The organism is Alphaproteobacteria bacterium HT1-32 (genome assembly GCA_009649675.1).
GTDB lineage: Bacteria > Pseudomonadota > Alphaproteobacteria > Rhodospirillales > HT1-32 > HT1-32.
The window spans coordinates 1,422,568-1,443,962 of record WJPL01000001.1; the positions used below are offsets into that span (position 1 = coordinate 1,422,568).

General features: G+C 59.4%; 25 protein-coding genes. 19 read left to right on the forward strand and 6 right to left on the reverse strand.

Going from position 1 to position 21,395, the window contains the following annotated elements; translation table 11 throughout:
- The first annotated feature begins 74 nt into the window (after positions 1-74).
- From GH722_06710 to GH722_06735, 6 genes are all read left to right on the forward strand, one after another.
- Entirely contained in the window at positions 75-866 is a 792-nt protein-coding gene (locus tag GH722_06710; GenBank protein MRG71449.1) for a helix-turn-helix domain-containing protein, read from the forward strand.
- An 82-nt stretch (positions 867-948) separates the two neighbouring features.
- On the forward strand, positions 949-1,923 hold the full coding sequence (locus GH722_06715) for a CoA ester lyase (protein MRG71450.1): 975 nt from the start codon (positions 949-951) through the stop codon (positions 1,921-1,923).
- Between the two features lie 56 nt (positions 1,924-1,979).
- Positions 1,980-2,936 (forward strand): acetyl-CoA carboxylase carboxyltransferase subunit alpha, encoded by a 957-nt coding sequence (locus GH722_06720; GenBank protein ID MRG71451.1) that lies wholly within the window; start codon positions 1,980-1,982, stop codon positions 2,934-2,936.
- A 248-nt stretch (positions 2,937-3,184) separates the two neighbouring features.
- Positions 3,185-3,817, forward strand: a complete 633-nt coding sequence (locus tag GH722_06725) for a hypothetical protein (GenBank protein ID MRG71452.1) — start codon at positions 3,185-3,187, stop codon at positions 3,815-3,817.
- Complete coding sequence (locus GH722_06730; GenBank protein ID MRG71453.1) at positions 3,814-5,037, forward strand: DUF2927 domain-containing protein; 1,224 nt, start codon at positions 3,814-3,816, stop codon at positions 5,035-5,037. The genes GH722_06725 and GH722_06730 overlap by 4 nt, the downstream gene beginning before the upstream one ends.
- On the forward strand, positions 4,883-6,346 hold the full coding sequence (locus tag GH722_06735; GenBank protein MRG71454.1) for a DUF2927 domain-containing protein: 1,464 nt from the start codon (positions 4,883-4,885) through the stop codon (positions 6,344-6,346). Before GH722_06730 ends, GH722_06735 begins: the two co-directional genes overlap by 155 nt.
- A 76-nt stretch (positions 6,347-6,422) precedes the next feature.
- On the opposite strand, the gene secB is transcribed toward GH722_06735, so the two are convergent.
- Genes secB through GH722_06750 form a run of 3 tightly spaced genes read right to left on the reverse strand, consistent with a single transcriptional unit; the run spans position 6,423 to position 8,110 of the window.
- The gene (gene secB, locus GH722_06740) at positions 6,423-7,001 is read right to left on the reverse strand and encodes a protein-export chaperone SecB (GenBank protein ID MRG71455.1); all 579 of its coding nucleotides are present in this window, start codon (positions 6,999-7,001) and stop codon (positions 6,423-6,425) included.
- A gap of 42 nt (positions 7,002-7,043) precedes the next feature.
- Entirely contained in the window at positions 7,044-7,598 is a 555-nt protein-coding gene (locus GH722_06745) for a histidine phosphatase family protein (protein ID MRG71456.1), read from the reverse strand.
- Positions 7,598-8,110, reverse strand: a complete 513-nt coding sequence (locus GH722_06750; GenBank protein ID MRG71457.1) for an FxsA family protein — start codon at positions 8,108-8,110, stop codon at positions 7,598-7,600. The genes GH722_06745 and GH722_06750 overlap by 1 nt, the downstream gene beginning before the upstream one ends.
- 151 nt (positions 8,111-8,261) lie before the next feature.
- Between GH722_06750 and GH722_06755 the strand changes: the two genes are divergently transcribed.
- Genes GH722_06755 through GH722_06785 form a run of 7 tightly spaced genes read left to right on the forward strand, consistent with a single transcriptional unit; the run spans position 8,262 to position 13,931 of the window.
- Positions 8,262-8,948, forward strand: a complete 687-nt coding sequence (locus tag GH722_06755; GenBank protein ID MRG71458.1) for a Tim44/TimA family putative adaptor protein — start codon at positions 8,262-8,264, stop codon at positions 8,946-8,948.
- An 8-nt stretch (positions 8,949-8,956) separates the two neighbouring features.
- A complete protein-coding gene (locus GH722_06760) occupies positions 8,957-10,129 on the forward strand; it encodes a murein transglycosylase (protein MRG71459.1) in 1,173 nt (390 codons plus the stop codon).
- A gap of 53 nt (positions 10,130-10,182) precedes the next feature.
- On the forward strand, positions 10,183-10,950 hold the full coding sequence (locus tag GH722_06765; protein ID MRG71460.1) for a (Fe-S)-binding protein: 768 nt from the start codon (positions 10,183-10,185) through the stop codon (positions 10,948-10,950).
- Entirely contained in the window at positions 10,947-12,371 is a 1,425-nt protein-coding gene (locus tag GH722_06770; GenBank protein ID MRG71461.1) for an iron-sulfur cluster-binding protein, read from the forward strand. The genes GH722_06765 and GH722_06770 overlap by 4 nt, the downstream gene beginning before the upstream one ends.
- Entirely contained in the window at positions 12,368-13,051 is a 684-nt protein-coding gene (locus tag GH722_06775) for a lactate utilization protein (protein ID MRG71462.1), read from the forward strand. The genes GH722_06770 and GH722_06775 overlap by 4 nt, the downstream gene beginning before the upstream one ends.
- On the forward strand, positions 13,048-13,587 hold the full coding sequence (locus GH722_06780) for a hypothetical protein (protein MRG71463.1): 540 nt from the start codon (positions 13,048-13,050) through the stop codon (positions 13,585-13,587). Before GH722_06775 ends, GH722_06780 begins: the two co-directional genes overlap by 4 nt.
- Positions 13,584-13,931: a helix-turn-helix domain-containing protein gene (locus GH722_06785; protein MRG71464.1), complete on the forward strand. Its 348-nt coding sequence runs from the start codon at positions 13,584-13,586 to the stop codon at positions 13,929-13,931. Before GH722_06780 ends, GH722_06785 begins: the two co-directional genes overlap by 4 nt.
- A 431-nt stretch (positions 13,932-14,362) precedes the next feature.
- Here GH722_06785 and hslU read toward each other — a convergent pair whose 3' ends face one another.
- Together hslU and hslV are read right to left on the reverse strand one after the other, a co-directional pair.
- Positions 14,363-15,673, reverse strand: a complete 1,311-nt coding sequence (gene hslU / locus GH722_06790; protein ID MRG71465.1) for an ATP-dependent protease ATPase subunit HslU — start codon at positions 15,671-15,673, stop codon at positions 14,363-14,365.
- The gene (gene hslV / locus GH722_06795) at positions 15,670-16,221 is read right to left on the reverse strand and encodes an ATP-dependent protease subunit HslV (protein MRG71466.1); all 552 of its coding nucleotides are present in this window, start codon (positions 16,219-16,221) and stop codon (positions 15,670-15,672) included. Before hslV ends, hslU begins: the two co-directional genes overlap by 4 nt.
- Before the next feature lie 134 nt (positions 16,222-16,355).
- Between hslV and hisB the strand changes: the two genes are divergently transcribed.
- The 6 genes from hisB to GH722_06825 all read left to right on the forward strand — a co-directional run bounded on the left by hisB (position 16,356) and on the right by GH722_06825 (position 20,721).
- Positions 16,356-16,955: an imidazoleglycerol-phosphate dehydratase HisB gene (hisB, locus tag GH722_06800; protein ID MRG71467.1), complete on the forward strand. Its 600-nt coding sequence runs from the start codon at positions 16,356-16,358 to the stop codon at positions 16,953-16,955.
- Between the two features lie 27 nt (positions 16,956-16,982).
- Entirely contained in the window at positions 16,983-17,357 is a 375-nt protein-coding gene (locus GH722_06805; GenBank protein MRG71468.1) for a DUF2628 domain-containing protein, read from the forward strand.
- Entirely contained in the window at positions 17,354-18,001 is a 648-nt protein-coding gene (gene hisH / locus GH722_06810; protein ID MRG71469.1) for an imidazole glycerol phosphate synthase subunit HisH, read from the forward strand. Before GH722_06805 ends, hisH begins: the two co-directional genes overlap by 4 nt.
- Positions 18,002-18,003: 2 nt before the next feature.
- On the forward strand, positions 18,004-18,519 hold the full coding sequence (locus GH722_06815; GenBank protein MRG71470.1) for a GNAT family N-acetyltransferase: 516 nt from the start codon (positions 18,004-18,006) through the stop codon (positions 18,517-18,519).
- Positions 18,520-18,527: 8 nt separating this feature from the next.
- Complete coding sequence (gene hisA, locus GH722_06820) at positions 18,528-19,253, forward strand: 1-(5-phosphoribosyl)-5-[(5-phosphoribosylamino)methylideneamino]imidazole-4-carboxamide isomerase (GenBank protein ID MRG71471.1); 726 nt, start codon at positions 18,528-18,530, stop codon at positions 19,251-19,253.
- A gap of 145 nt (positions 19,254-19,398) precedes the next feature.
- Positions 19,399-20,721 (forward strand): hypothetical protein, encoded by a 1,323-nt coding sequence (locus GH722_06825; GenBank protein ID MRG71472.1) that lies wholly within the window; start codon positions 19,399-19,401, stop codon positions 20,719-20,721.
- A gap of 13 nt (positions 20,722-20,734) precedes the next feature.
- On the opposite strand, the gene nth is transcribed toward GH722_06825, so the two are convergent.
- Positions 20,735-21,370 (reverse strand): endonuclease III, encoded by a 636-nt coding sequence (nth, locus tag GH722_06830; GenBank protein MRG71473.1) that lies wholly within the window; start codon positions 21,368-21,370, stop codon positions 20,735-20,737.
- Positions 21,371-21,395 lie beyond the last annotated feature (25 nt).

Genomic DNA, 21,395 nt, shown 5'->3' on the forward strand with positions numbered 1-21,395 from the left:
TGATGGAAACGCAGATTGAAACTGTCACAACAAGTGCAATTTTCCACCATATGAACACTACTTCCAAAAAACCGATGAACGATGCCAATCGTTCTGGCCAGGTCCAGTCCGTTACCCGGGCAATCAGCATCCTCAATGCCCTGTCGGTTGAGGAAAACGGACTGACGCTGACCGAACTGTCCCATACCGTCAGTCTGGCCCCTTCTACTACCCACCGCCTGCTGACCACCCTGCAACAGGAGCGGTTCGTCCGCTTTGATGACCAGCGATCAGTCTGGCTGGTCGGCCTGCAGGCCTTCGCCGTCGGCAACGCCTTTGTCCGCTCGCGGGAACTGATCAGCATGGTACGCCCCTATATGCGCCGGCTGATGGAAGAAAGCGGCGAGACGACAAACCTTGCCGTCGAAGACCGGGAAGAGGCGGTCTATCTGGCGCAGGTTGAATGTCGTGAAATGATGCGTGCCTTTGCCAAGCCCGGCGCCCGCGTGCCCATGACCTCGTCAGCCGTCGGCAAGGCCATGCTTGCGGCCCGCCCGGATGATCAGGTGGCCCGCCTGCTGAACCGCGTCGGTTTGCAGAAAGTCACCGGCAGCAGCATCGCCACACCAGCCGCCCTGAAAGCAGAGCTCGCCCAGGCCCGCGAGCTTGGCTATGCCATCGATGATGAAGAACATGCGGTCGGTCTGCGCTGTGTTGCGGCGGCCCTGTTCAACGAACATGGTGACCCGATTGCTGCCGTCAGCGTTTCCGGCCCCGCCGCCCGGGTCACCGACGAACGCATCCCGGTTCTGGGCCGGCTGATACAGACCGTGGCGCTGGAAGCAACCCAGGCGCTGGGCGGTATCCGCCCGGTTGTGAAGGGCTGATCCCCGATTCCGCTTGACCCTGCGGCCCGGCATTTGTTCATTGCACTGCACAAATGCACATGATCACCACGGGAGTCCCGCAATGAGCTTCACCATCGTCGATCCGGCCACCCCCCGCCTGAACCGAAGCGAGCTTGCTGTTCCCGGCTCCCGCCCGGAACTGTTCGAGAAAGCGGCAAAGGGACCGGTCGATGTGGTCTTCCTTGATTGCGAAGATGCCGTGGCACCGGACGACAAGCCGCAGGCCCGCAAGAACATCATCGAAGGCCTGAATGACGTGGACTGGGGCAACAAGACGGTCAGCGTCCGCATCAACGGACTTGATACCCATTACATGTACCGCGATGTCGTCGATATTGTCGAAGCCTGTCCGCGTCTCGACCTGATCATGATCCCGAAGGCCGGAACAGCCGCAGACATCTATGCCCTCGACATGCTGGTCACCCAGATCGAGACTGCCATGGGCCGCCCGCGCAAGATCGGCTTCGAAATGATCATCGAAAGCGCCCTCGGCATGGCCAATGTCGACGAAATCGCAGCCGCCTCCCCGCGCAATGAAAGCCTGCATTTCGGTGTCGCCGACTATGCCGCTTCCACAAAGGCGAAAACTACGGGCATCGGCGGTCCGAATGCCGGCTATGGTGTGCTGACCGACCCGGACGATAAGGGTAACCGGGATTATCACTGGGGTGACATGTGGCATTATGCGATCAACCGCATGGTCGTCGCCGCCCGCGCCAACGGGTTGCGCCCGGTCGATGGACCCTTCGGCGATTTCTCTGATCCTGAGGGCTACAAGGCGCAGGCAAGCCGCTCTGCCGTGCTGGGCTGTGAAGGTAAATGGGCCATTCATCCCAGTCAGGTCGGGCTTGCGAACGAAGTGTTCAGCCCCTCGGAAGCAGAAGTTGCCCAGGCCAAACGCATTCTCGAAGCCATGGAAAAGGCACAGAAGGAAGGCAAGGGGGCTGTTGCCCTTGATGGCCGCCTGATCGACATCGCCTCCATCAAGCAGGCCGAAGTGATGGTCCAGAAGGCCGCACAGATCGCCGGCCACTGAACCCGGACGCCATACGGACAATCGCCAAATCACCGCGCCTGTGCTAGGACATAGTCATGCAATCCTATCTCGATTTTGAAAAACCCGTCGCCGAGCTTGAAGGCAAGATTCAGGAACTCCGTCATATCTCCGGGTCCGGCGAGCTTAACATCGCCGAAGAAGTCAGCCGGCTGCAGGGCAAGGTCGAAAAACTGCTGACCCAGACCTATGGCAAACTGACACCCTGGCAGAAAACCCAGGTTGCCCGGCATCCGGGACGTCCGCATTTCCTGCAATATGCCGAACAGCTGATGGATGAATTCGAGCCGCTTTCCGGTGACCGGAACTTCGCCGAAGATGCGGCCATTATTGGCGGGATCGGGCGGTTTCGCGGACAGTCAATCCTGCTGATGGGCCACGAAAAAGGGGCTGATACGGAAAGCCGCCTGAAACATAATTTCGGCATGGCCCGGCCGGAAGGCTATCGCAAGGCTGACCGGCTGATGCGTCTGGCCGAACGCTTCCACCTGCCCGTTGTCACACTGGTCGATACCTCCGGGGCCTATCCTGGCATCGATGCGGAAGCACGGGGCCAGTCCGAAGCTATCGCAAGATCCATTGAAACCTGCCTTGATCTGGCGACGCCGCTGGTCAGCATCGTCATCGGTGAGGGCGGGTCCGGCGGGGCCATTGCGCTGGCTGTCGCAAACCGCGTCTTCATGCTGGAACATGCGGTCTACTCCGTCATCTCTCCGGAAGGCTGTGCCTCGATCCTGTGGCGTGAAGGCAGCCGGGCCCCGGATGCCGCTGCCGCCATGCGCATTACCGCCGACGATCTGTTCCGCCTCGGTGTTATCGACAAGGTCATTGGCGAGCCGCTTGGGGGAGCCCATCGCGATCCGGAAGCTGCCATTACCACCGTCGGCGACCAGATTGAACGATCCCTCACCGAGCTTTCCGGACAGTCCGGTGACGAGCTTCGGGCAGGCCGCCGCAAGAAATTCCTGGAGATGGGCCGCAGCGGCCTGAACTGACGCTCCTCCGGAAGCCCCGCCGGTTATGCGCCGGAACGATGAGTCATCGAAGACTCTTTCAGTCTTTCTGCGCTCATTTCTGTGTCGCCCTCCTGCTTGCGACCTCCCCTCTTGCCCTGATGAGCAAATCGCTTCGGGTGATCGGGGTAATTCAGCCTTGAGTAACGGCGACAATCCCCGCGAATGAAAGGTTGAACCTTATCGCGCTGTTTCCTACGCTTTGTTGTCTGTTTTCAAAGGGGGCGACAATGAAGGTTCTGATCACCGGACTGATGGTATCGGTCCTGTCACTAACCGGATGCGTCACCGGTGAGCGCGACAGTGGCGGCACCGTGATGCAACTGACGCCGGCACAGGAAGTTGCCTTCCCGAAAACGGACCTGACCATCCCGCTTTACCTGCATGAACATATCGCCTCGGTCACCCAGGAAATCAGGGATAACGCGTCTCCCATTGATAATTACAATCTCGGGGAAAAAGGCAGTGTCCAGAGCCAGCGCGCCTCAAGCTGGTTTTCAGAAAAAACCGAGGACCGGACGGCCAGCCGGGAAGAATTCGACAAGCGTCTCGGGGAAATCACAAACAACCGGTCCATCGACAGCACCATCACAGAGCTGTCCCATAACGACCGGGTCCGGACCCGCGGGTTTGCTGCCCGCATCAGACGCGGCACCGTAAACTGTATTTATGCGCGTGGTGGTTATCGTCTTGGCGGGCCCTCGCCTTATGACAACGACCGGGGGCTGATCGATACCATCATTGAGGTCTGGGCCTGCGGTGACGACGACCTGATCAAGGCGACCGAAGACATGATGGCCGGTGTCCGCAAGGTAAACGACCGTGATGCCTATGCCGAGGAACTGCGGAAAGCGGGCGCATGAGGCTGCTGACCTGCCTGGCGGCCGGTCTGACCCTCGCCGCCTGCGTCAACAATCCGACCCGACTGAAGGCGCTTGATCACACCTATAACCTGACCGAAACGGCGAACAACCCCGCCTTCAGCCGGCTGGCGGCCTTCTTTGATGAGGCGGCGTTTGGCCATGATGATGTGCTGATGCGCAGTGAGGTCAAATCCTATGACCGGGTTCTCACCCGCTGGGATCTGCCCTTGCGTATCACCATTGGCGGCGTGGTCAGCAAAACAGTTGAGAAGAAAGTCCGGGAACGGCTGGAATATTTTCAAAGCCTGACCGGCGTGCGACTGGTCTGGGAAGGCCGGGATGCGAAACGCTACAACGTCAAGATTGTGCTCAGCGCGACCAACGGAATCCGGCAGCGGGCAAGCCATGACACTGCCTGTTTCGCCAACACCCGTCAGTCTTCCGGCAGAATCACCTCTGCCACCATCTTTCTGCCCTACGACCGCGAGCGTCTTTTGAATGACTGCCTCGACCATGAGCTGATGCATGCCTTTGGTTTTGGCGGGCATTCCCACCGCATGAATTCCGCGCTCAGCTATATGCATAATCTCGGGCGGCTGACGGCCTGGGACGAGATCATGCTGCGCACCCTCTACAGCCCGGCACTGAAGACCGGCATTCATCGTCAGGATGCCTGGCCGGTCCTGCAGTCCCTGCTGTCCGACGAGATCAACCGGCTCACGGCCGGTTCAGCACCGATGCCGGATCTCGGGCCGGAATACTGGGCCGTGTTCGCTGACGAAACTCCCTTTACTTACAAGGCAAAGGGCATTCCCGCACTTCCCCGTCTGGTGCTGAGCACCCGGGCCGACAACAGCGAACAGGTACAGACCAGGGCAACCTTTGCCCCCGCAGACGGAAATCCGCGCGCCGAGGTCACACTGGCTTCCGGAGACAGCCTGAAAGAACAGTGGTCGGAGGTCTCGAAACGCTGGCGACATATTGCCCGGGGTGTCTCGACGCTGGATTCACCGCAGGAACGCACGACCGGAGATACCTCCCTGATCTTCAAGATCGTCCGCAGCTATGGCCGTGATTGCGTGGTCTTCGCCCGGTCCGGAAACAGCGCCGGCCGGTTCTTCCGGGGATATCACTGTGAACGCGACGGCCTCAGCGCCGACAAAGTACCTGATCTTCTGTCCGGTCTGCGCGAGCGCCCGGCCCCGACAGCGGGAAGCTGACGGGATGTGGCGGGTCGCCGCCCGGCTCCTCAGTGTCGTTCTGCTGCCGGTTCTGGCTGCGGGCTGCGTCACCACATCAGAACCGACGACATCGCGGATAACTGTACCGGATGAAGGTTTGCCTGCCGAGCTTGCTGTCACCCACCGCCGGCTGGTCCAGTTCTTTGGTGAGGCTGTATTCGATAATGTGTCTGATGTTGGCGGGCGCCGGGGCCAGAACCACAAGCTTATCATTCGCTGGCCGTCCGGAACCGATCTCGTCATTTCCGGCGACAACCGGCTAAGCAGTGAGACAGTCCGGAATATCAGCGGGGCCATACCAACAATAACGGAGGCAACCGGACTCAGACTGAAATTTGATCCGGACCGCAGGTCAGGCGAGATCATCATCCGGGCTTTGCCCCGATCAGAAATTCAGGCCAGGAATCACGCGCTTGTCAGCTGCTTCACTCAAATCAGCAGCAGGTACGGGCGCATTGTCCGGGCAACGATCTTTCTGCCTTCTGATGACCCCGTTATGAGCAGCTCCTGCGTTGTTCATGAGCTTTTACATGCCATGGGCATGAACGGGCATTCTCACACGCTGCCCTCTGCCATCAGTTACGCACATGGGAAAACGACGCTGACAAACTGGGATTATCTCACACTGGCAATGCTCTATCGGCTTCACTATCCGCTGGAATCGCAGTCCTCAGCGATCACGCGGGTCTCAAATGCCTATGCAAACATGCTGAAACACCCCGGTAACCAGCTTCGCCAGATCACCACAAGTCTAGGGCCAGCCCTGCAAATCATCAAACAGGACAGGACAGGAATAAGATTCAATCTTCAGGATATCACCGACGAACCCACTCTGGTCTTTGAAGGCAGCTTCGACGACCGTCCGGACTCCTCAATGACACGAATGATCTTCGGGGCAAAGCCGCCACATCGGGCCGAAGCCCGGCTGGATATCCTGAAGTCGGACCGATTGTCAGAAAACGAACGCCAGTTCTTCTCGCTGCACCCTTTAACCGACATGACCCGGACCAGACTGGCCGAGATCTCGGGCCGACTTTCCGAATTCAATTTTCTGGCCCCGGACCCGGTCCCCGGACATCCCCGGATGATTACGCTGACCACGCCGGAAATTGCCTGTCTGTATTTTGAAACCGGGTTGCGCAACGACGGGGCTGTTTCTGCCGGGGCGGAAGACGGCAACTCACAGGGCTACCGGGCGGCGGGGAAATATTGCCGGGAGAGCGGCAAAATAACCGAACAGGATGCGATCCAAATCATCAACAATATCGGTCTACCACCGGCCTCCTGACAGGTAACGCCGGAACCCGGACAGCAAAACGCCACCCCCGCAATGGCAGGGATGGCGATTTTCTATCAGCCGGTAATCAGCTTTTTGCTTCTGCGGCCTGCTGCATGCGCTGGCGATAAAGCTGCGCAAAGTCGATCGGCGACAGCATCAGCGGTGCGAAACCGCCATCACGGGTGATGTCGGAGACAATGTTCCGGGCATAGGGGAACATCAGGCGCGGGCATTCGATCAGCAGAACCGGCTGCAGGTTTTCCTGCGGCACATTGATGGTGAAAACTCCGCCATAGCTGAGTTCAAGAATGAAAGCCGGGTCATTTTTGATTTTGGCGTCGATCCGTATATCGATGACGACCTCGTAAATGTTCGCCTGAACATTGCGGGCCTTCACATCGATATTGATCGGAATTTCCGGAGGCGTGCCGGTCTGGGTGAAGACAGCCGGGGCATTCGGGACTTCAAAGGACAGGTCTTTGATGTACTGCCCGTTGATGACCAGCATCGGCTGAGCGGCGTCACCGGTTGCCGGCGAGGCTGTTTCTGCCGTTGCAGGCGTCGCCGGTGTTTCCGTTACTTCAGTTTCCGGTGCGTCTTTTGCCGCTTCGGTTTTTGTCTTGTCGTCCTGTTTCTTGGAAGTTGAACGCGTCTTGCGGGCCATGGATGCCATCACTCCGGTGGATAAATCAGAGATTACTGCCTATCACGGATCAATAAACGCCACAACCTCGCGGGGATTGAGCGGGTTGATCCGCAAGATCTGCGCATTGCCGACACGCTCGCCCGTGAGCGCTCGGATGAAGCCCCAGTGACTGACAACCAGCGTCGTGGCGATGTCGTCATGAGATGCACGGGACGCATGAAAATCAACGGCCCGCTGATCGATGGCGCTTTCCGGCTCGGACACTTCCGGCCACCAGCGGTCCGTCAGATGCGCGAAATCCAGATGCGACCATTGCACCGCCAGTTCGTCACGCAGGGTGCCGATATCGCAGGCGAAGTGATACCGCTCACGCACCAGCGTCTCGACCTCGACCGGCACATTGATCACATCAGCAATGATCTGGGCCGTATGCAGGGCGCGGGTATAGGGGCTGGTGATGATTCGTGTGACCGGCTCGCGGGCCAGCCGCCGGGCCGCGGCCTCAACCTGGGCAATGCCGTTTTCGGTCAGCCGGGGGTCTTCGATCCCGGGGTCGATCCGGGTCTTGCCGTAATGGACGTTAAACTCGGATTCTCCGTGCCGGATCAGTAACATCAGTTCTTCGGCTCCTGGTCCGTCCTGTCCTTTTCCTCATCGATCACGCTGTAATCCGTATCAATAACCGGCCCCGGCCCCTGATCCGGATAGTCCGGACGGTGCTGGCCCTGCGACGGGTCAGGGTGCGGGGCGCTGTGAACCGTGAAATTGCCACTCTGCTGCATCCGGTGCCAGATACCGGCACCGATGGCGAACCGGACCGGCGGGATCAGCAGCAGAAAGCCCACGGCGTCCGTCAGAAAGCCCGGCGTCAGCAACAGCACACCGGCGATCAGCAGGCAGGCACCATCAAAAACCTCGCGCAGCGGCATCTCGCCCCGGTCCACTGTCGCCCGAAGCCGCATCAGGGTGGCAATTCCCTGCTGGCGCAACATCGCCGTGCCGATAATCGCCGTCAGAATCACCGTGGCAATCGTCGGCCAGAGGCCGATCAGCTCACCCGCCTGAATAAAAACAGCAATTTCGGCGATCGGCACCAGAATGAATGCCAGCAGGATTAACGGCGCCATACTTGTTCTCGCAATACTTTGATACTATCTGTCAGCGATAGGGGTTTGGCTTTATGTCCGCTGGACCGTAAGCCTGTTGAACTGTAACTTAAATCATTGTCAGTCGTTTCCAACCCGGGCGGCGAAAATCTAACTGAATCCGGAAAAGACTATGGGCGGTATACCTGTTGACATCATTCTGTTCGCCCTGCTTGCGGCGTTTCTGGTTCTGCGTCTGCGCAGCAAACTAGGTGACCGGTCTGGTCATGAAGGCGATCCGCAGCCCGGCTTTAGCCGCAAGAAGGCGGATCCTTCCGATAATGACAATGTCATCGCGCTCCCTGACCGCAAGTCAGCCGATGCTGATCCTGCTGACCGCCTGCCTCAGGACATGGATGATTCAAGCCCGGTCGGCGCCGGTCTGACCCGCATTGCAATCGCGGACGGAAGTTTTTCTGCCGAAGGATTCCTCGGCGGGGCCAAAGCTGCATTCGAAATGATTGTCGGTGCCTTTGCCAATTCCGATACGAAAACACTGAAGCCACTGCTGTCTGACGATCTGTTCGAGAGCTTCTCCGGTGCGATTGAAGCCCGGCGTGAAGCCGGGGAGCGCATCGAAGAGCAGGTGATCGGTATCAACCGGACCGACATTCTGGAAGCTCAGCTGAACGGTTCCGTTGCCCGCATCACGGTCGAGATCGAAAGCGAACAGGTCAATGTGACCTATGACAAGGCCGGCGAAGTGGTGGATGGCGACCCGAACAAGGTCGTGAAGCTGGTTGATATCTGGACCTTTGAGCGGGATCTGAAGTCGAGCGATCCCACCTGGCAACTGGTCGATACCGCCGAACCGGAATGATAATCTCTATGCGGCATGGCTGGCAGTTTGTCCTGTGCCTGACCGCGTTGCTGGCCATTGCCTCCTGCGAAACCGCCGATAAACCCTCTGGCCTGAAACTCACACCGACCAGCTTTGCAGATCTGGCCGGCTGGCAGGACGATAATGTCAGCGCGTTTCTGCCCGCCCTGCAACGCAGTTGCGCCCTGCATCTCAGGCGCCCTGCCGACCGTCCCGTCAAACCTGCAGGCTTCGGCCTGACCGCCGGACACTGGCACGATGTCTGTACCAGGCTCATGGACCTGCCGGCAGGCGACGACCAGGCTGCACGTCAGGCCATCGAGACATGGTTTACGGTCTGGCGGGCCGAAGACACCGCCGAAGATGCGAAGGGTGTCGCAACTGGCTATTACGAACCACAGTTGCGGGGTGCCCTGAACCGCTTCGGACCCTACCAGACGCCGCTGTACAAAACCCCGCCCGAGCTGGTGACGGTCAATCTCGGCGATTTCAGTGACGAGCTGAAAGGCAAAAAGATTACCGGGCGGGTCGAGAAGGGGCGGCTGGTCCCGATGCCGGAACGCAAACAGATTGTCGGTGGTGCGCTGGCCAATCGCGATCTGGAGCTGATCTGGGTCGATAACCCTGTCGATGCCTTCTTCCTGCAAATTCAGGGCAGCGGACAGGTGGTGATGCCGGACGGGCAGGTGATGCGGGTCGGTTATGCCGGGGCCAATGGTCGCAGCTACACACCGGTTGGCCGGATTCTGATTCAGGATGGCGAGGTTCCGCGTGAGAAAATGTCGATGCAGGCCATCCGCAGCTGGATGGAAAGCAATCCGGACCGCGCACCCGCCCTGATGGACGCCAATGCGTCCTATGTCTTCTTTCGGGAGCTGACCGGCGACGGACCGATGGGCGCAGAAGGCGTTGCCCTGACGCCCCGCCGCAGCATTGCCGTCGACCGTCGCTATTACCCCCTTGGCACGCCCGTCTGGATATCAACCACCGATCCGGATGACGACAGTCCGATCCGGCGCCTGACCATGGCGCAGGACACCGGCGGCGCAATCAGGGGCGTGGTCCGGCTTGATCTGTTCTGGGGACCAGGGCCGGAGGCCGCACACAAGGCCGGGCTGATGAACCAGCCGGTCAATATGTTCCTGCTGCTGCCACGGGGTTTCACACCACCTGTCAGTTGACCGGGCCGGGTCCTGCGGTCAGATTAACGGTACATCCGTTAACTGGAGCCGTCATGAGTCAACGCAAAGTCGCGCTTTTCGTCACCTGCCTGGTCGATCTGTTTCGTCCGACCGTCGGGTTTGCTGCGCTGAAACTGCTGGAACAGGCGGGGTGTGACGTCTCGGTTCCCGAAGCGCAGACCTGTTGCGGCCAGCCCGCCTTCAATTCCGGCGACCGGGGTAACGCACAGAAGGTCGCCCGCGGCCTGATCGAGGCGTTTGAGCCTTTCGACTATGTGGTCGCCCCCTCCGGCTCCTGCGCCGGGATGATCCGCAAGCACTATCCCGAACTGTTTGCCGGTGATGATATCTGGGAGGCGCGGGCTACTGCACTGGCCGGCAAGACGTGGGAACTGACCTCCTTTCTGACCGATGTTGTCGGGTTTGACGCGGTTGATGCGAGCTATGACGGGTCCGTTACCTATCACGACAGCTGCTCGGGCCTGCGTGAACTCGGGGTCAAATCCCAGCCCCGCAAGCTGCTGGACAAGGTTGCCGGCCTGAACCTGACGGAATTGCCGGGAGCCGAGGTCTGTTGCGGGTTTGGCGGTACATTCTGTGTCAAATATGCCGATATCTCGAACGCCATCGTTGCCGACAAAACCGAGGATATTCTGGCCACCGGGGCCGATACCCTGCTGGCCGGTGATCTGGGCTGCCTGATGAACATGGCCGGCAAGCTGAGCCGCGAGGGCCGTCCGGTAAAGGTCCGCCATGTGGCCGAAGTGCTGGCCGACATGACCGGGGATGTCGCGCCGATCTCGCAGGGACCGGAATCATGAAGGCGACAACCCACCGGATGAAGGATAATGCCGTCGATGCGATGGCCAATCCGGCGCTGCAGGACAGTCTCGACCGGATGAAAACCGGCTTTTCCTCGAAGCGCGCCATTGCCCGCGACCGGCTGCCTGAGTTCGATGCGCTCCGCGATCAGGGTCGTGACATCAAGAACCGGGTGCTGGCGAACCTCGATCATTACCTCGAAGCTTTCGAGGAAAAGGTGATTGCCGCAGGTGGCAAGGTACACTGGTGTGCCGATGCCGAAGAGGCCAACGCCGCAATCCTCGGAATCTGCCAGTCACTGGACGCCCGCACCGTGACCAAGGGCAAGTCCATGATCTCCGAGGAGATCGGGCTCAACGATTACCTCGAAGCGAACGGTGTTACCCCGGTAGAGACAGACCTCGGGGAATATATCATCCAGCTTCGCCATGAAGCGCCCAGCCATATCATTGCACCGGCGATCCATCTGCAGATGCGTCAGGTGGAGGAGACCTTCCGCGAACATCACCGCCATCTTGACCCGGCGCGCCAGCTGATGGAACCGCCCCAGCTGATGGGCGAGGCGCGGGCAGAACTGCGCGGCCGCTTCATCGCGGCGGATGTCGGCATTACCGGGGCAAATTTTCTGATCGCAGAGACCGGCTCGACGGTCATTGTCACCAATGAAGGCAATGGCGACCTGACCCAGACCCTGCCGAAAGCGCATGTGGTTGTTGCCTCTATCGAGAAGATTGTCCCGACGCTGGAAGATGCCTCGACCCTGATGCGGCTGCTGGCGCGCTCTGCCACCGGTCAGGAACTGTCGGTCTACACCACCTTTTCCACCGGCCCGCGACGGGCGGATGATCCGGATGGGCCGGGTGAATTCCATGTCGTGCTGCTGGATAATGGCCGGACCGACCTGCTGGGCAGCGAATTTTCCGAAATGCTCCGCTGCATCCGCTGCGGGGCCTGCCTGAATCACTGTCCGGTCTATGGGGCAATTGGCGGCCATGCCTATGGCTGGGTCTATCCCGGTCCGATGGGCTCGGTTCTCAGTCCCGGGCTGATCGGTATCGAAGATGCCGGGAATATGCCAAACGCCTCGACGCTCTGCGGTCGCTGCGAGGCCGTCTGCCCGATGCATATCCCGTTGCCCCGTATGCTGCGCGCCTGGCGCGAACGCGAACATGACAAGAAGCTCAGCCCGCGCAGCGTGCGGTGGGGCCTTGATCTCTGGGCCATGCTGGCCAGCCGCCCCCGGCTTTACCAGATCGCCACGGGGCTGGCGATGAAGCTGCTGGGCCGTCTCGGGCGACGACATGGAAACTTCCTGAACCTGCCGCTGGCAGGGGGCTGGACCGACCACCGGGATCTGCCGGCACCGGAGGGCGCAACCTTCATGCAGCAGTACCGCAAGGGCAGGAGGGCGACGAAATGAGCAGCCGTGATGCCATGCTGGGCCGTATCCGCACCGCCCTGGGCCGTGGTCCGCTCGGGCCTGACGAGGCCGCGACCGTCAATGCCGGGCTGACAGAACCCGCCCGAAATCTTGTCCCTGACCGGGCACAGGGCAAGCCTCAGGATCTGATTGAGCGTTTCATCGCCATGGCAACCGAAGCCTCGGCCTCCGTCGACCGTCTGTCTGATATTTCCGAGGCCCCCGCCCGGATCAGCGCCTATCTGGCGGGCCAGAACCTGCCCAAGGCCCTGCGCCGTGCCGAACATTCGCTGCTCGAAGCACCGGACTGGCAGGCTGGCTCCCTGCTTTCCGTCAGCACCGGTGCCACAGACGGCAATGATCTCGTCGGGTTAAGTGTTGCCCTTTGCGGGGTCGCGGAAACCGGCACGCTGGTGATGGCTTCCGGTCCGCAATCGCCGATCACGCTCAATTTTCTGCCGGATACACATATTGTTGTCGTCCGGGCCGGGGATATCGTCGGCGGATATGAGGATTCCTGGGATCGTCTGCGCCAGCATATGGGCGCATCACGCCTCATGCCCCGGGCGGTCAATTTCATTACCGGCCCGTCACGGTCTGCCGATATCGAGCAGACCCTGCTGCTCGGGGCACATGGGCCCCGCCGTCTGCATATCCTGTTGCTCGACGATCCGGCATGAGCCGCAAACGCCTTCCCGACCAGGACGAGATTGCGCTCTGGCGGCATGTCATGCAGGACGTACGCCGCAGAAACCCTGAGCCGGAAGCAAAACCGGACATACCAGTTGTTACGCCTCCGAAACAAAAACAGCCGATCCGGCCAAAGGCCGTTGAGCCGGTCATCCGCAAGCCGAACAAGGACCCGGAACTGGTGCATGGTGTCATGCCGGGGGTGGATCGCCGCCGAAACCAGCGGCTTCGACGGGGCCAGGTCGAAGTCGACGGAACCATCGACCTGCATGGCATGTCGCAAACCCAGGCCTATCAGTCCCTGATGCGATTTCTTGAAGAATCCTATCGCCGTGGCAGCCGGTGCGTACTGGTTATTACCGGCAAGGGCCTGCGCGAAACAGGGGAAGTCGGAATTCTGCGCCGCCAGGTTCCGAAATGGCTTAACGACAATGCCCGGCAACTGATACAGGGCTTCAATTACGCCCACCGCCGACATGGCGGGGAGGGGGCGCTCTATGTCATCATGAGACGGCGGCGCTCATGACCCCCTTTGGTGAAAAGGTCCGGGAACTTCGTCGGAAAAAATCCATTGCCCTCAAGGATATGGCGGCTGACCTTAATGTTTCTTCTGCATATCTCTCGGCACTGGAACACGGTCATCGCGGACGCCCGTCAGCGGGATTTGTCCTGCAGGTCTGCGGCTATCTCGGGGTGATCTGGGATGACGCGGAGGAACTGAAGCAACTGGCCGAACTGTCGCATCCCCGGGTGACGATCGATACTGCCGGGCTCTCCCCGAATGCAACTTTACTGGCCAATCGGCTGGCACAGCAGATCAAGTCTCTTGATGATCAGACGATTCTGAGACTTCTTGAGGAATTACAATAGGTAATATCCTGTTGCTGACTTTCCGGTTTCGGTTTGATCGCCGCATCCGCCGAACCCCAGCCGGATTTTCAGACTTTATACAAAATCAGATCAGATCTGGATAACCCTCTGTTTTATCCACAGAATTATCCACAGGTCGAAAGTTAATGTAATTTATGAGGCATTTTATGTAAATCATTACTATATTCCCGTAATCCATTGATTTTAATATATTTTAATTGACAGTCAGGGATTTTCCGTTGTTTGCGGTCTTGTTGTCGCTGCACTGCCCAACAAGAAACCGTTTCCATCCACAGTCTAAGGCAATGCCGCAGAAAGGGGATGTAACCCGTTGATTATGAAGCGGCTCCGTTTCTGGGGAGAGCCGGAACCCAATCAGAAACAGAGCCGGAGCAGTGTCTGTACAGGACCGGCGGCCGCGAAATCCACCGCTACAGGATGAACTTGCTGAGGTCCGCATCCTTGGCCAGTTCGCCAACCTGCTTATGGACATATCCGGCATCAATTTCGATTTTCTCGCCTGATCTGTCAGAAGCGGTAAAGCTGATTTCTTCCAGCAGTTTCTCCAGCACCGTATGCAGACGGCGGGCGCCGATATTCTCGACAGACCGGTTAACATCCGCGGCGAGGTCGGCCAGGGCATCGATGGAATCGTCACCAAAGACCAGATCGACCTCTTCAGTTTTCATCAGCGCCACATACTGTTTGATCAGGCTGGCCTCGGTTTCCGTCAGTATCCGGCGGAAATCATCGCGGGTCAGGGCCTGAAGCTCAACCCGGATCGGCAAACGACCCTGCAGCTCCGGTAACAGGTCTGACGGCTTCGACAAATGGAAGGCACCGGAAGCAATAAACAGAATATGGTCGGTCTTCAGGGAGCCATACTTCGTGGCAACCGTCGTGCCTTCAATCAGCGGCAGCAGGTCGCGCTGCACACCTTCACGACTGACATCTCCACCGCGCTCATTCCGGACGGTAATCTTGTCGATCTCGTCCAGAAAGACGATGCCATTGTTTTCAACGGCTTCGATCGCGTCTTCGACAACCTGATCATCATCCAGCAGCTTGTCGGCCTCTTCCTTGACCAGAACCTCATAGCTCTCGACAACGGACATCTTCCGCGTCTTGGTGCGCGGACCGCCCATCGCCTTCGACATCATGTCGTTCAGATTCATCATGCCCATTTGCGAGCCCGGCATGCCCGGTATCTCGAACATCGGCATACCGCCATTGCCGCTGTCGACCATTTCAATATCGATTTCCCGGTCATCCAGCTTGCCTTCACGCAGCATGACCCGGAATTTCTGGCGCGTTTCGGGGCGGGCGTCTTCACCAACCAGCGCATCAAGCACCCGTTCCTCGGCATTCAGTTCCGCCTGGGCAGTGACCTTTTTGCGCAATGTCTCACGCGTCATGGTGATGGCAGCTTCGACCAGATCACGGATGATCTGTTCGACATCGCGGCCGACATAACCGACCTCGGTAAATTTCGTCGCCTCAACCTTCAGGAAAGGGGCGTTGGCCAGCTTCGCCAGTCGCCGGGCGATTTCCGTCTTGCCGACCCCGGTCGGGCCGATCATCAGGATATTCTTCGGCAGAACCTCTTCGCGCAGATCCTCCGGCAGTTGCTGACGGCGCCAGCGGTTGCGCAGCGCAATGGCGACAGCACGCTTGGCGTCCTGCTGGCCGATGATGAAACGATCCAGCTCGGAGACGATTTCGCGGGGGGAAAAGTTGGTCATAGGCTCTCGATGATTACATTGTTGTTGGTATAGACACAGATATCTGCGGCAATTTTCATGGACTTGCGGGCAACCGTTTCGGCATCCAGTTCCGTCGCCTCCATCAGCGCGCGGGCCGCGGACAGGGCGTAGTTGCCGCCAGACCCGATACCAATCAGGCCGTCTTCCGGCTCCAGCACATCGCCGGTACCGCTGACCAGCAGGGAAACCTCGCTGTCAGCTACCGCCAGCATGGCCTCAAGGCGGCGGAGATAGCGGTCAGTCCGCCAGTCCTTTGCCAGTTCCACACAGGCACGGGCCAGCTGACCCGGATGTTTTTCCAGCTTCGCTTCCAGCCGCTCGAACAGGGTAAAGGCATCCGCTGTCGCCCCGGCAAAGCCAACCAGCACGCCTTCATCCGCGCCAATACGCCGGACCTTGCGGGCGTTGGCCTTCACCACCGTGTCGCCGAGGCTGACCTGTCCGTCACCGGCAAGAACGACCTTGCCGTCCCGCCGGACGCAGAGAATTGTGGTGCCATGCATGGGGATCGGGCCTTTTTCACTCATAACGCTGTCCGGAAATCTTGGTTTAAGGAGTTGTCGGCACAATGTGGGCCGATATGGGGCCGGGTCAAGCGCTGCGGCCTTTCCGCGGGCCTGTGTTCCTGCTATACCCCGCCCGCCTGATGGAGGAATTTGCCATGCGCAAGGGTTCTTACGAGCGCAAAACCAAGGAAACAGAAGTCTCCGTCCAGATCAATCTGGATGGAACTGGTCAGTATGACGTGAAAACCGGTATCGGCTTTCTTGATCATATGATGGAACAGCTGTCGCGCCACAGCCTGATGGATCTGACTGTCCGGGCGAAGGGTGATCTGCATATCGATTTTCACCACACGACGGAAGATGTCGGCATCGCCATTGGCGAAGCCTTTGCGGAGGCCATCGGTGACATGAAGGGCATCACCCGCTATGGCAGCGCGCTGATTCCGATGGATGAAACCCTGACCCGTGTGGCGCTGGACGTCTCCAAGCGGCCTTATCTGATCTGGAAGGTGAATTTCACCCGCCCGAAACTGGGGGATATGGACACCGAACTGTTCAAGGAATGGTTCCAGGCCTTTGCCCAGGCAGCCGGTATTACCCTGCATGTCGAAAATCTGTATGGCGAAAACAACCATCATATTGTCGAAAGCAGCTACAAGGCCCTGGCCCGGGCGCTGCGTCAGGCAATTGAAATTGATCCGCGCAAGGCGGATGCCGTGCCCTCGACCAAGGGTGTGCTCGGCGGGTCTCTCTGAGGCCTGCTGCTGATCGCAGGAAACAACATGAACGTTTTCACCATTCACCTGCCCCCGGAAGAGACGGCTTCAGCCGACCCTCTGCCAATCCGTGAGGGTTTCTGCTGGCCGGCCTTTTTCTTCACCTTTGTCTGGGCGCTGTGGCACCGCATGTGGCTTGTGGGCACGGCCATCTTCATTGTTCTGACGATTCTGTCCGTCGGGCTGGAATTGTCCGGCATTGCGCCCGCTGCCCGGCTGGTGCTGACATTGGGGACCTATTTTCTGCTCGGTCTGATGGCCAATGATATCCGTCGCTGGCAGATTGAGCGCAGCGGCTGGTATCTGGATGACATTGTCAGCGGACAGGACGCAGACGAAGCGGTCTGGCGCTGGGCACATAAAGCGGGGCAGGCGGCGTGAATCGTCTGGTTATCATCGATTACGGCTCCGGAAACCTTCGTTCAGCCGCAAAATCCTGTGAACGGGTGATCCGCGAGCAGGGTCTGCAGACGGATGTGTCCGTGTCCGGTAATCCGGAGGATCTGAAAAGCGCGTCCCATATCATGCTGCCCGGGGTTGGTGCCTTTGGTGATTGCCGCCGCGGACTGAACGCCGTCGATGGCATGGTCGAGGCCCTGCGTGAGGCCGTGGAGCGCCAGGCAAAGCCGTTTCTCGGTGTTTGTGTCGGCATGCAGCTGATGGCGACCCGGGGTCTGGAATATGGCGAGCATGAAGGACTGGGCTGGATTGAGGCCGACTGCGTCCATATCGCGCCGGAAGACCCGGCCCTGAAAGTCCCGCATATGGGCTGGAACGATCTGCAGATTCTGAAACCGGACCACCCTGTCTTTGCCGGTATATCATCCGGCGAACATGCCTATTTCGTCCACAGCTATCACCTGACCTGCAAAAACCCTGCGGAGGTGGCAGCAACCGTGGATTACGGCCACCCGCTGACCGCCATCGTCGCCCGTGACAATATGGTCGGCGTGCAGTTTCACCCGGAGAAAAGCCAGCGCACGGGGCTGCATCTGCTGGCAAACTTCCTGAACTGGAAGCCCTGACCATGGCAGAGCCCTTCGTAGAGCTGGCCAGTGAGATCCAGAGCGCCGATCTGCACGACCTGTGCGATGCGACCGACAGTGCCATCGTCGATGGTGGCGGGTTCGGCTGGCTACAGCCGCCACCCCGGGAAACCCTTGAGCGTTACTGGCGCGGTGTTCTTGTTGTTCCGGACCGAACCCTGTTTCTGGCCCGCATTGACGGGGCGATCTGTGGCGCTGCCCAGCTGGTGCGGCCGCCGGCAAACAATGAGGCACAGGCCGCAACAGCAACCCTGACCGGCAATTTCGTGGCCCCCTGGGCGCGCGGCAAAGGCGTCGCTAATATGCTGACCCGTGCTGTGGTGAGCGAGGCAAAAGCCCAGAACTTCAGGTTCCTGTCGCTTGATGTCCGGGAAACCCAGACCGCCGCGATCCAGCATTACGAAGCTCTGGGCTTTGTCTGCTGGGGTCGCAATCCAAATTATGCCGTTGTCGATGGCAAGGTTATCGCCGGGCATTACTACGTACGTGAACTGTAGGCACTGACATGATTTTGTTTCCGGCAATCGATCTGAAGGACGGGGCCTGCGTGCGCCTGATCAGGGGTGATATGGATCAGGCGACGGTTTATGCCGACGACCCCGGCGCGCAGGCGAAAAGCTTTACCGATGCCGGATGCGACTGGGTGCATGTGGTCGACCTGAACGGTGCCTTTGCCGGAAAGCCGGTCAATGCTGCGGCCGTGGAATCAATCCTGTCTGCTGTCTCCGTGCCAATCCAGCTTGGGGGTGGCATCCGCGACCGCGCCACAATCGATTTCTGGCTGGAGCGGGGGGTTGAGCGGGTGATTCTGGGAACCGCCGCCTTGCGTGATCCCCAGCTGGTTCGCGACGCCGCCACCGCCTGTCCGGGCAAGGTTGCCGTCGGCATTGATGCGCGCGGCGGCAGGGTTGCTGTTGAGGGCTGGGCCGAAACCTCGGACATGACCGTACTTGATCTGGCACGGAAGTTTGAAGATGCCGGGGTTGCCGCCATCATCTATACGGATATCGACCGCGATGGTGTCCTGACCGGCCCGAACACGTCTGCCACGGCAGAGCTGGCCCGCGCCATCAGCATCCCGGTCATCGCCTCCGGTGGCGTTTCCTCACTCGACGATCTGCGTGCCCTCAGGGCGGAAGCCGACAGCGGTATCGTCGGCGTGATCTCCGGACGGGCAATCTATGACGGCAGGATAGACCTGAAACAGGCCCTGTCGATACTGCGGGACTGACCGGCAGGAACAGCCGGGCGGCCCGGCAGAAGCTGCCGACCCTGTGATCTTCATCACATCGGTGATCATATAACCATCTGATTTAAAACATTATTTTTCTGGCATCTCTTTTGCGTGATAAAGCGCGACGACAAGGGAGCCTTCGATGACGATACCGTTCTCATCAGACATCATCACGCCGGCCGGTGCGACAACCGGCAGATCTGTTCCGGCGCCACGACCACCGGCGACGACAGAGGTTCTGCCCTGGCTGGAACGCCAGTCTGGTACGCCGGGTCAGGTTGCCCTGGCCACGCCCCGCGCTGCCGACAGCACGAACCCGGACGACCTGCCGGAAGACGGAGGTGGTGAACTGTCGCTCTGGGGCGAAGACGGATTTGATTTCTGGGACATTCTGGACGTCATCAACCCGCTGCAGCATATCCCTTTCGTCAACACCCTGTATCGTGAGATGACCGGTGACGAAATTGGTGCTGCCCCGCGGCTTGCCGGGGGTTTTCTGTTTGGCGGGCCAATTGGTCTTGCCATTTCCGGGGCCAATGTGGCCGTTGAGGCGATGTCCGGACAGGATATTGGCGAACATGCCGTCGCCCTGTGGAAAGATGCCGTTGAATATGGCCAGGAAGATGTTGTCGTTGCCAGCGGCGGGCAGGGCGCACCACAACAGGCTGCCGCACAGACCGATCCGGTTGCTCTTGCGCAGCAATCACTGGCGGCTGACAGCGCAGGCTGGAGCCGGGTTCAGGCCACCGCAGCAGCGAACAGCAACGCAAATATCAATGCGTTTTCAAGCCCGAACATGTTGCACGACGTCGTCGCCGCCGCACCCGCAGGGACTGTCCGGGCAACACCCACCGGCCCGGCCACCTTCTCAATCACCCCGGATGCTGCTGCAACAACACCAAACACTCTCGGCAGTGCCGCCGTCACCGCCTCGGCCTTCACGGCGAAAAGCCCGGAGACCAAATGGTTTCCGGTCAACAAGCCGCGCAATCCGGTGTCCCCGGCAGCCCGGACCACCGCAATGGATTTTGCACAGAACGCCGAAGATGTGACCCGTTTCCGCGATGACAAGCCGCGTGTGAAAGAACAACGCCTCAGCGAAGCCCAGATCAAGAGTGCCCTGCTGCAGGCGCAGGTCAATTCACGGGGCATGAATGTTCCGGCAACCAGCTACAGCGCCAGAAAAGCTGCCGCAGAAGCCCATGCCCCGGTTGATCCGGCAGTCCCCGCAAAGACCGGCACCGATGCGCCGCAAAAGCCCGCAACACAAAGCGCCGAACTGACAGGCACGGGGTCCAGCCTGATTGATGCCCAGATTGCGACCCAGACCAGCCGCGCCCCGTCGGCAGCAGCCGCTCCACAGGCAGCCGCAAGTGGCAATGCCGACTGGTTTGCACAGGCAATGTCACAGGGACTGAGCAAATATCAGGGATTCAAGAACTCGGATTCAGACGCGAAAAACTGATCTGACAATCAGATCAGACAGTCGTCTTCTCTTTTGACAGGCAGATGTCATTGACCGGGCAGGCCGGACAATCAGGCTTTCTGGCCTTGCAGATATAGCGGCCATGCAGAATCAGCCAGTGATGCGCATGCAGCCGCCAACGGTCCGGCGTCCGGCGCATCAGGGCCTTTTCCACCGCCAGTTCATTCTTTCCCGGCGCCAGACCCGTCCGGTTGGCAACACGGAACAGATGGGTATCGACGGCAATCGTTAACTGACCGAAATAAATATTCAGTACCACATTGGCGGTTTTCCGCCCGACACCGGCCAGTTTCTCCAGTTCCTCGCGGGTTTGTGGCACTTCGCTGCCATGGTCGCGGATCAGCTGTTCGCAAAGTTTGATGACGTTCTTTGCCTTGGCGTTAAACAGGCCAATCGTCTTGATATGCTGTTTCAGTCCGTCTTCGCCCAGCGCCAGCATCTTCTCCGGCGTATCGGCAATCGGGAACAGGTTTTTCGTCGCCTTGTTGACCCCGATATCCGTGGCCTGGGCCGACAGCACCACAGCAACCAGCAGGGTAAAGGCGTTGCGGTAATCCAGTTCACCCTTCGGTTCCGGGTTGCGTTCCCACAGCCGTTCATAGAAGCGATCAACGTCGGCAAGTTTCATGGCTTTTGTCATGCGGCAAATTTAC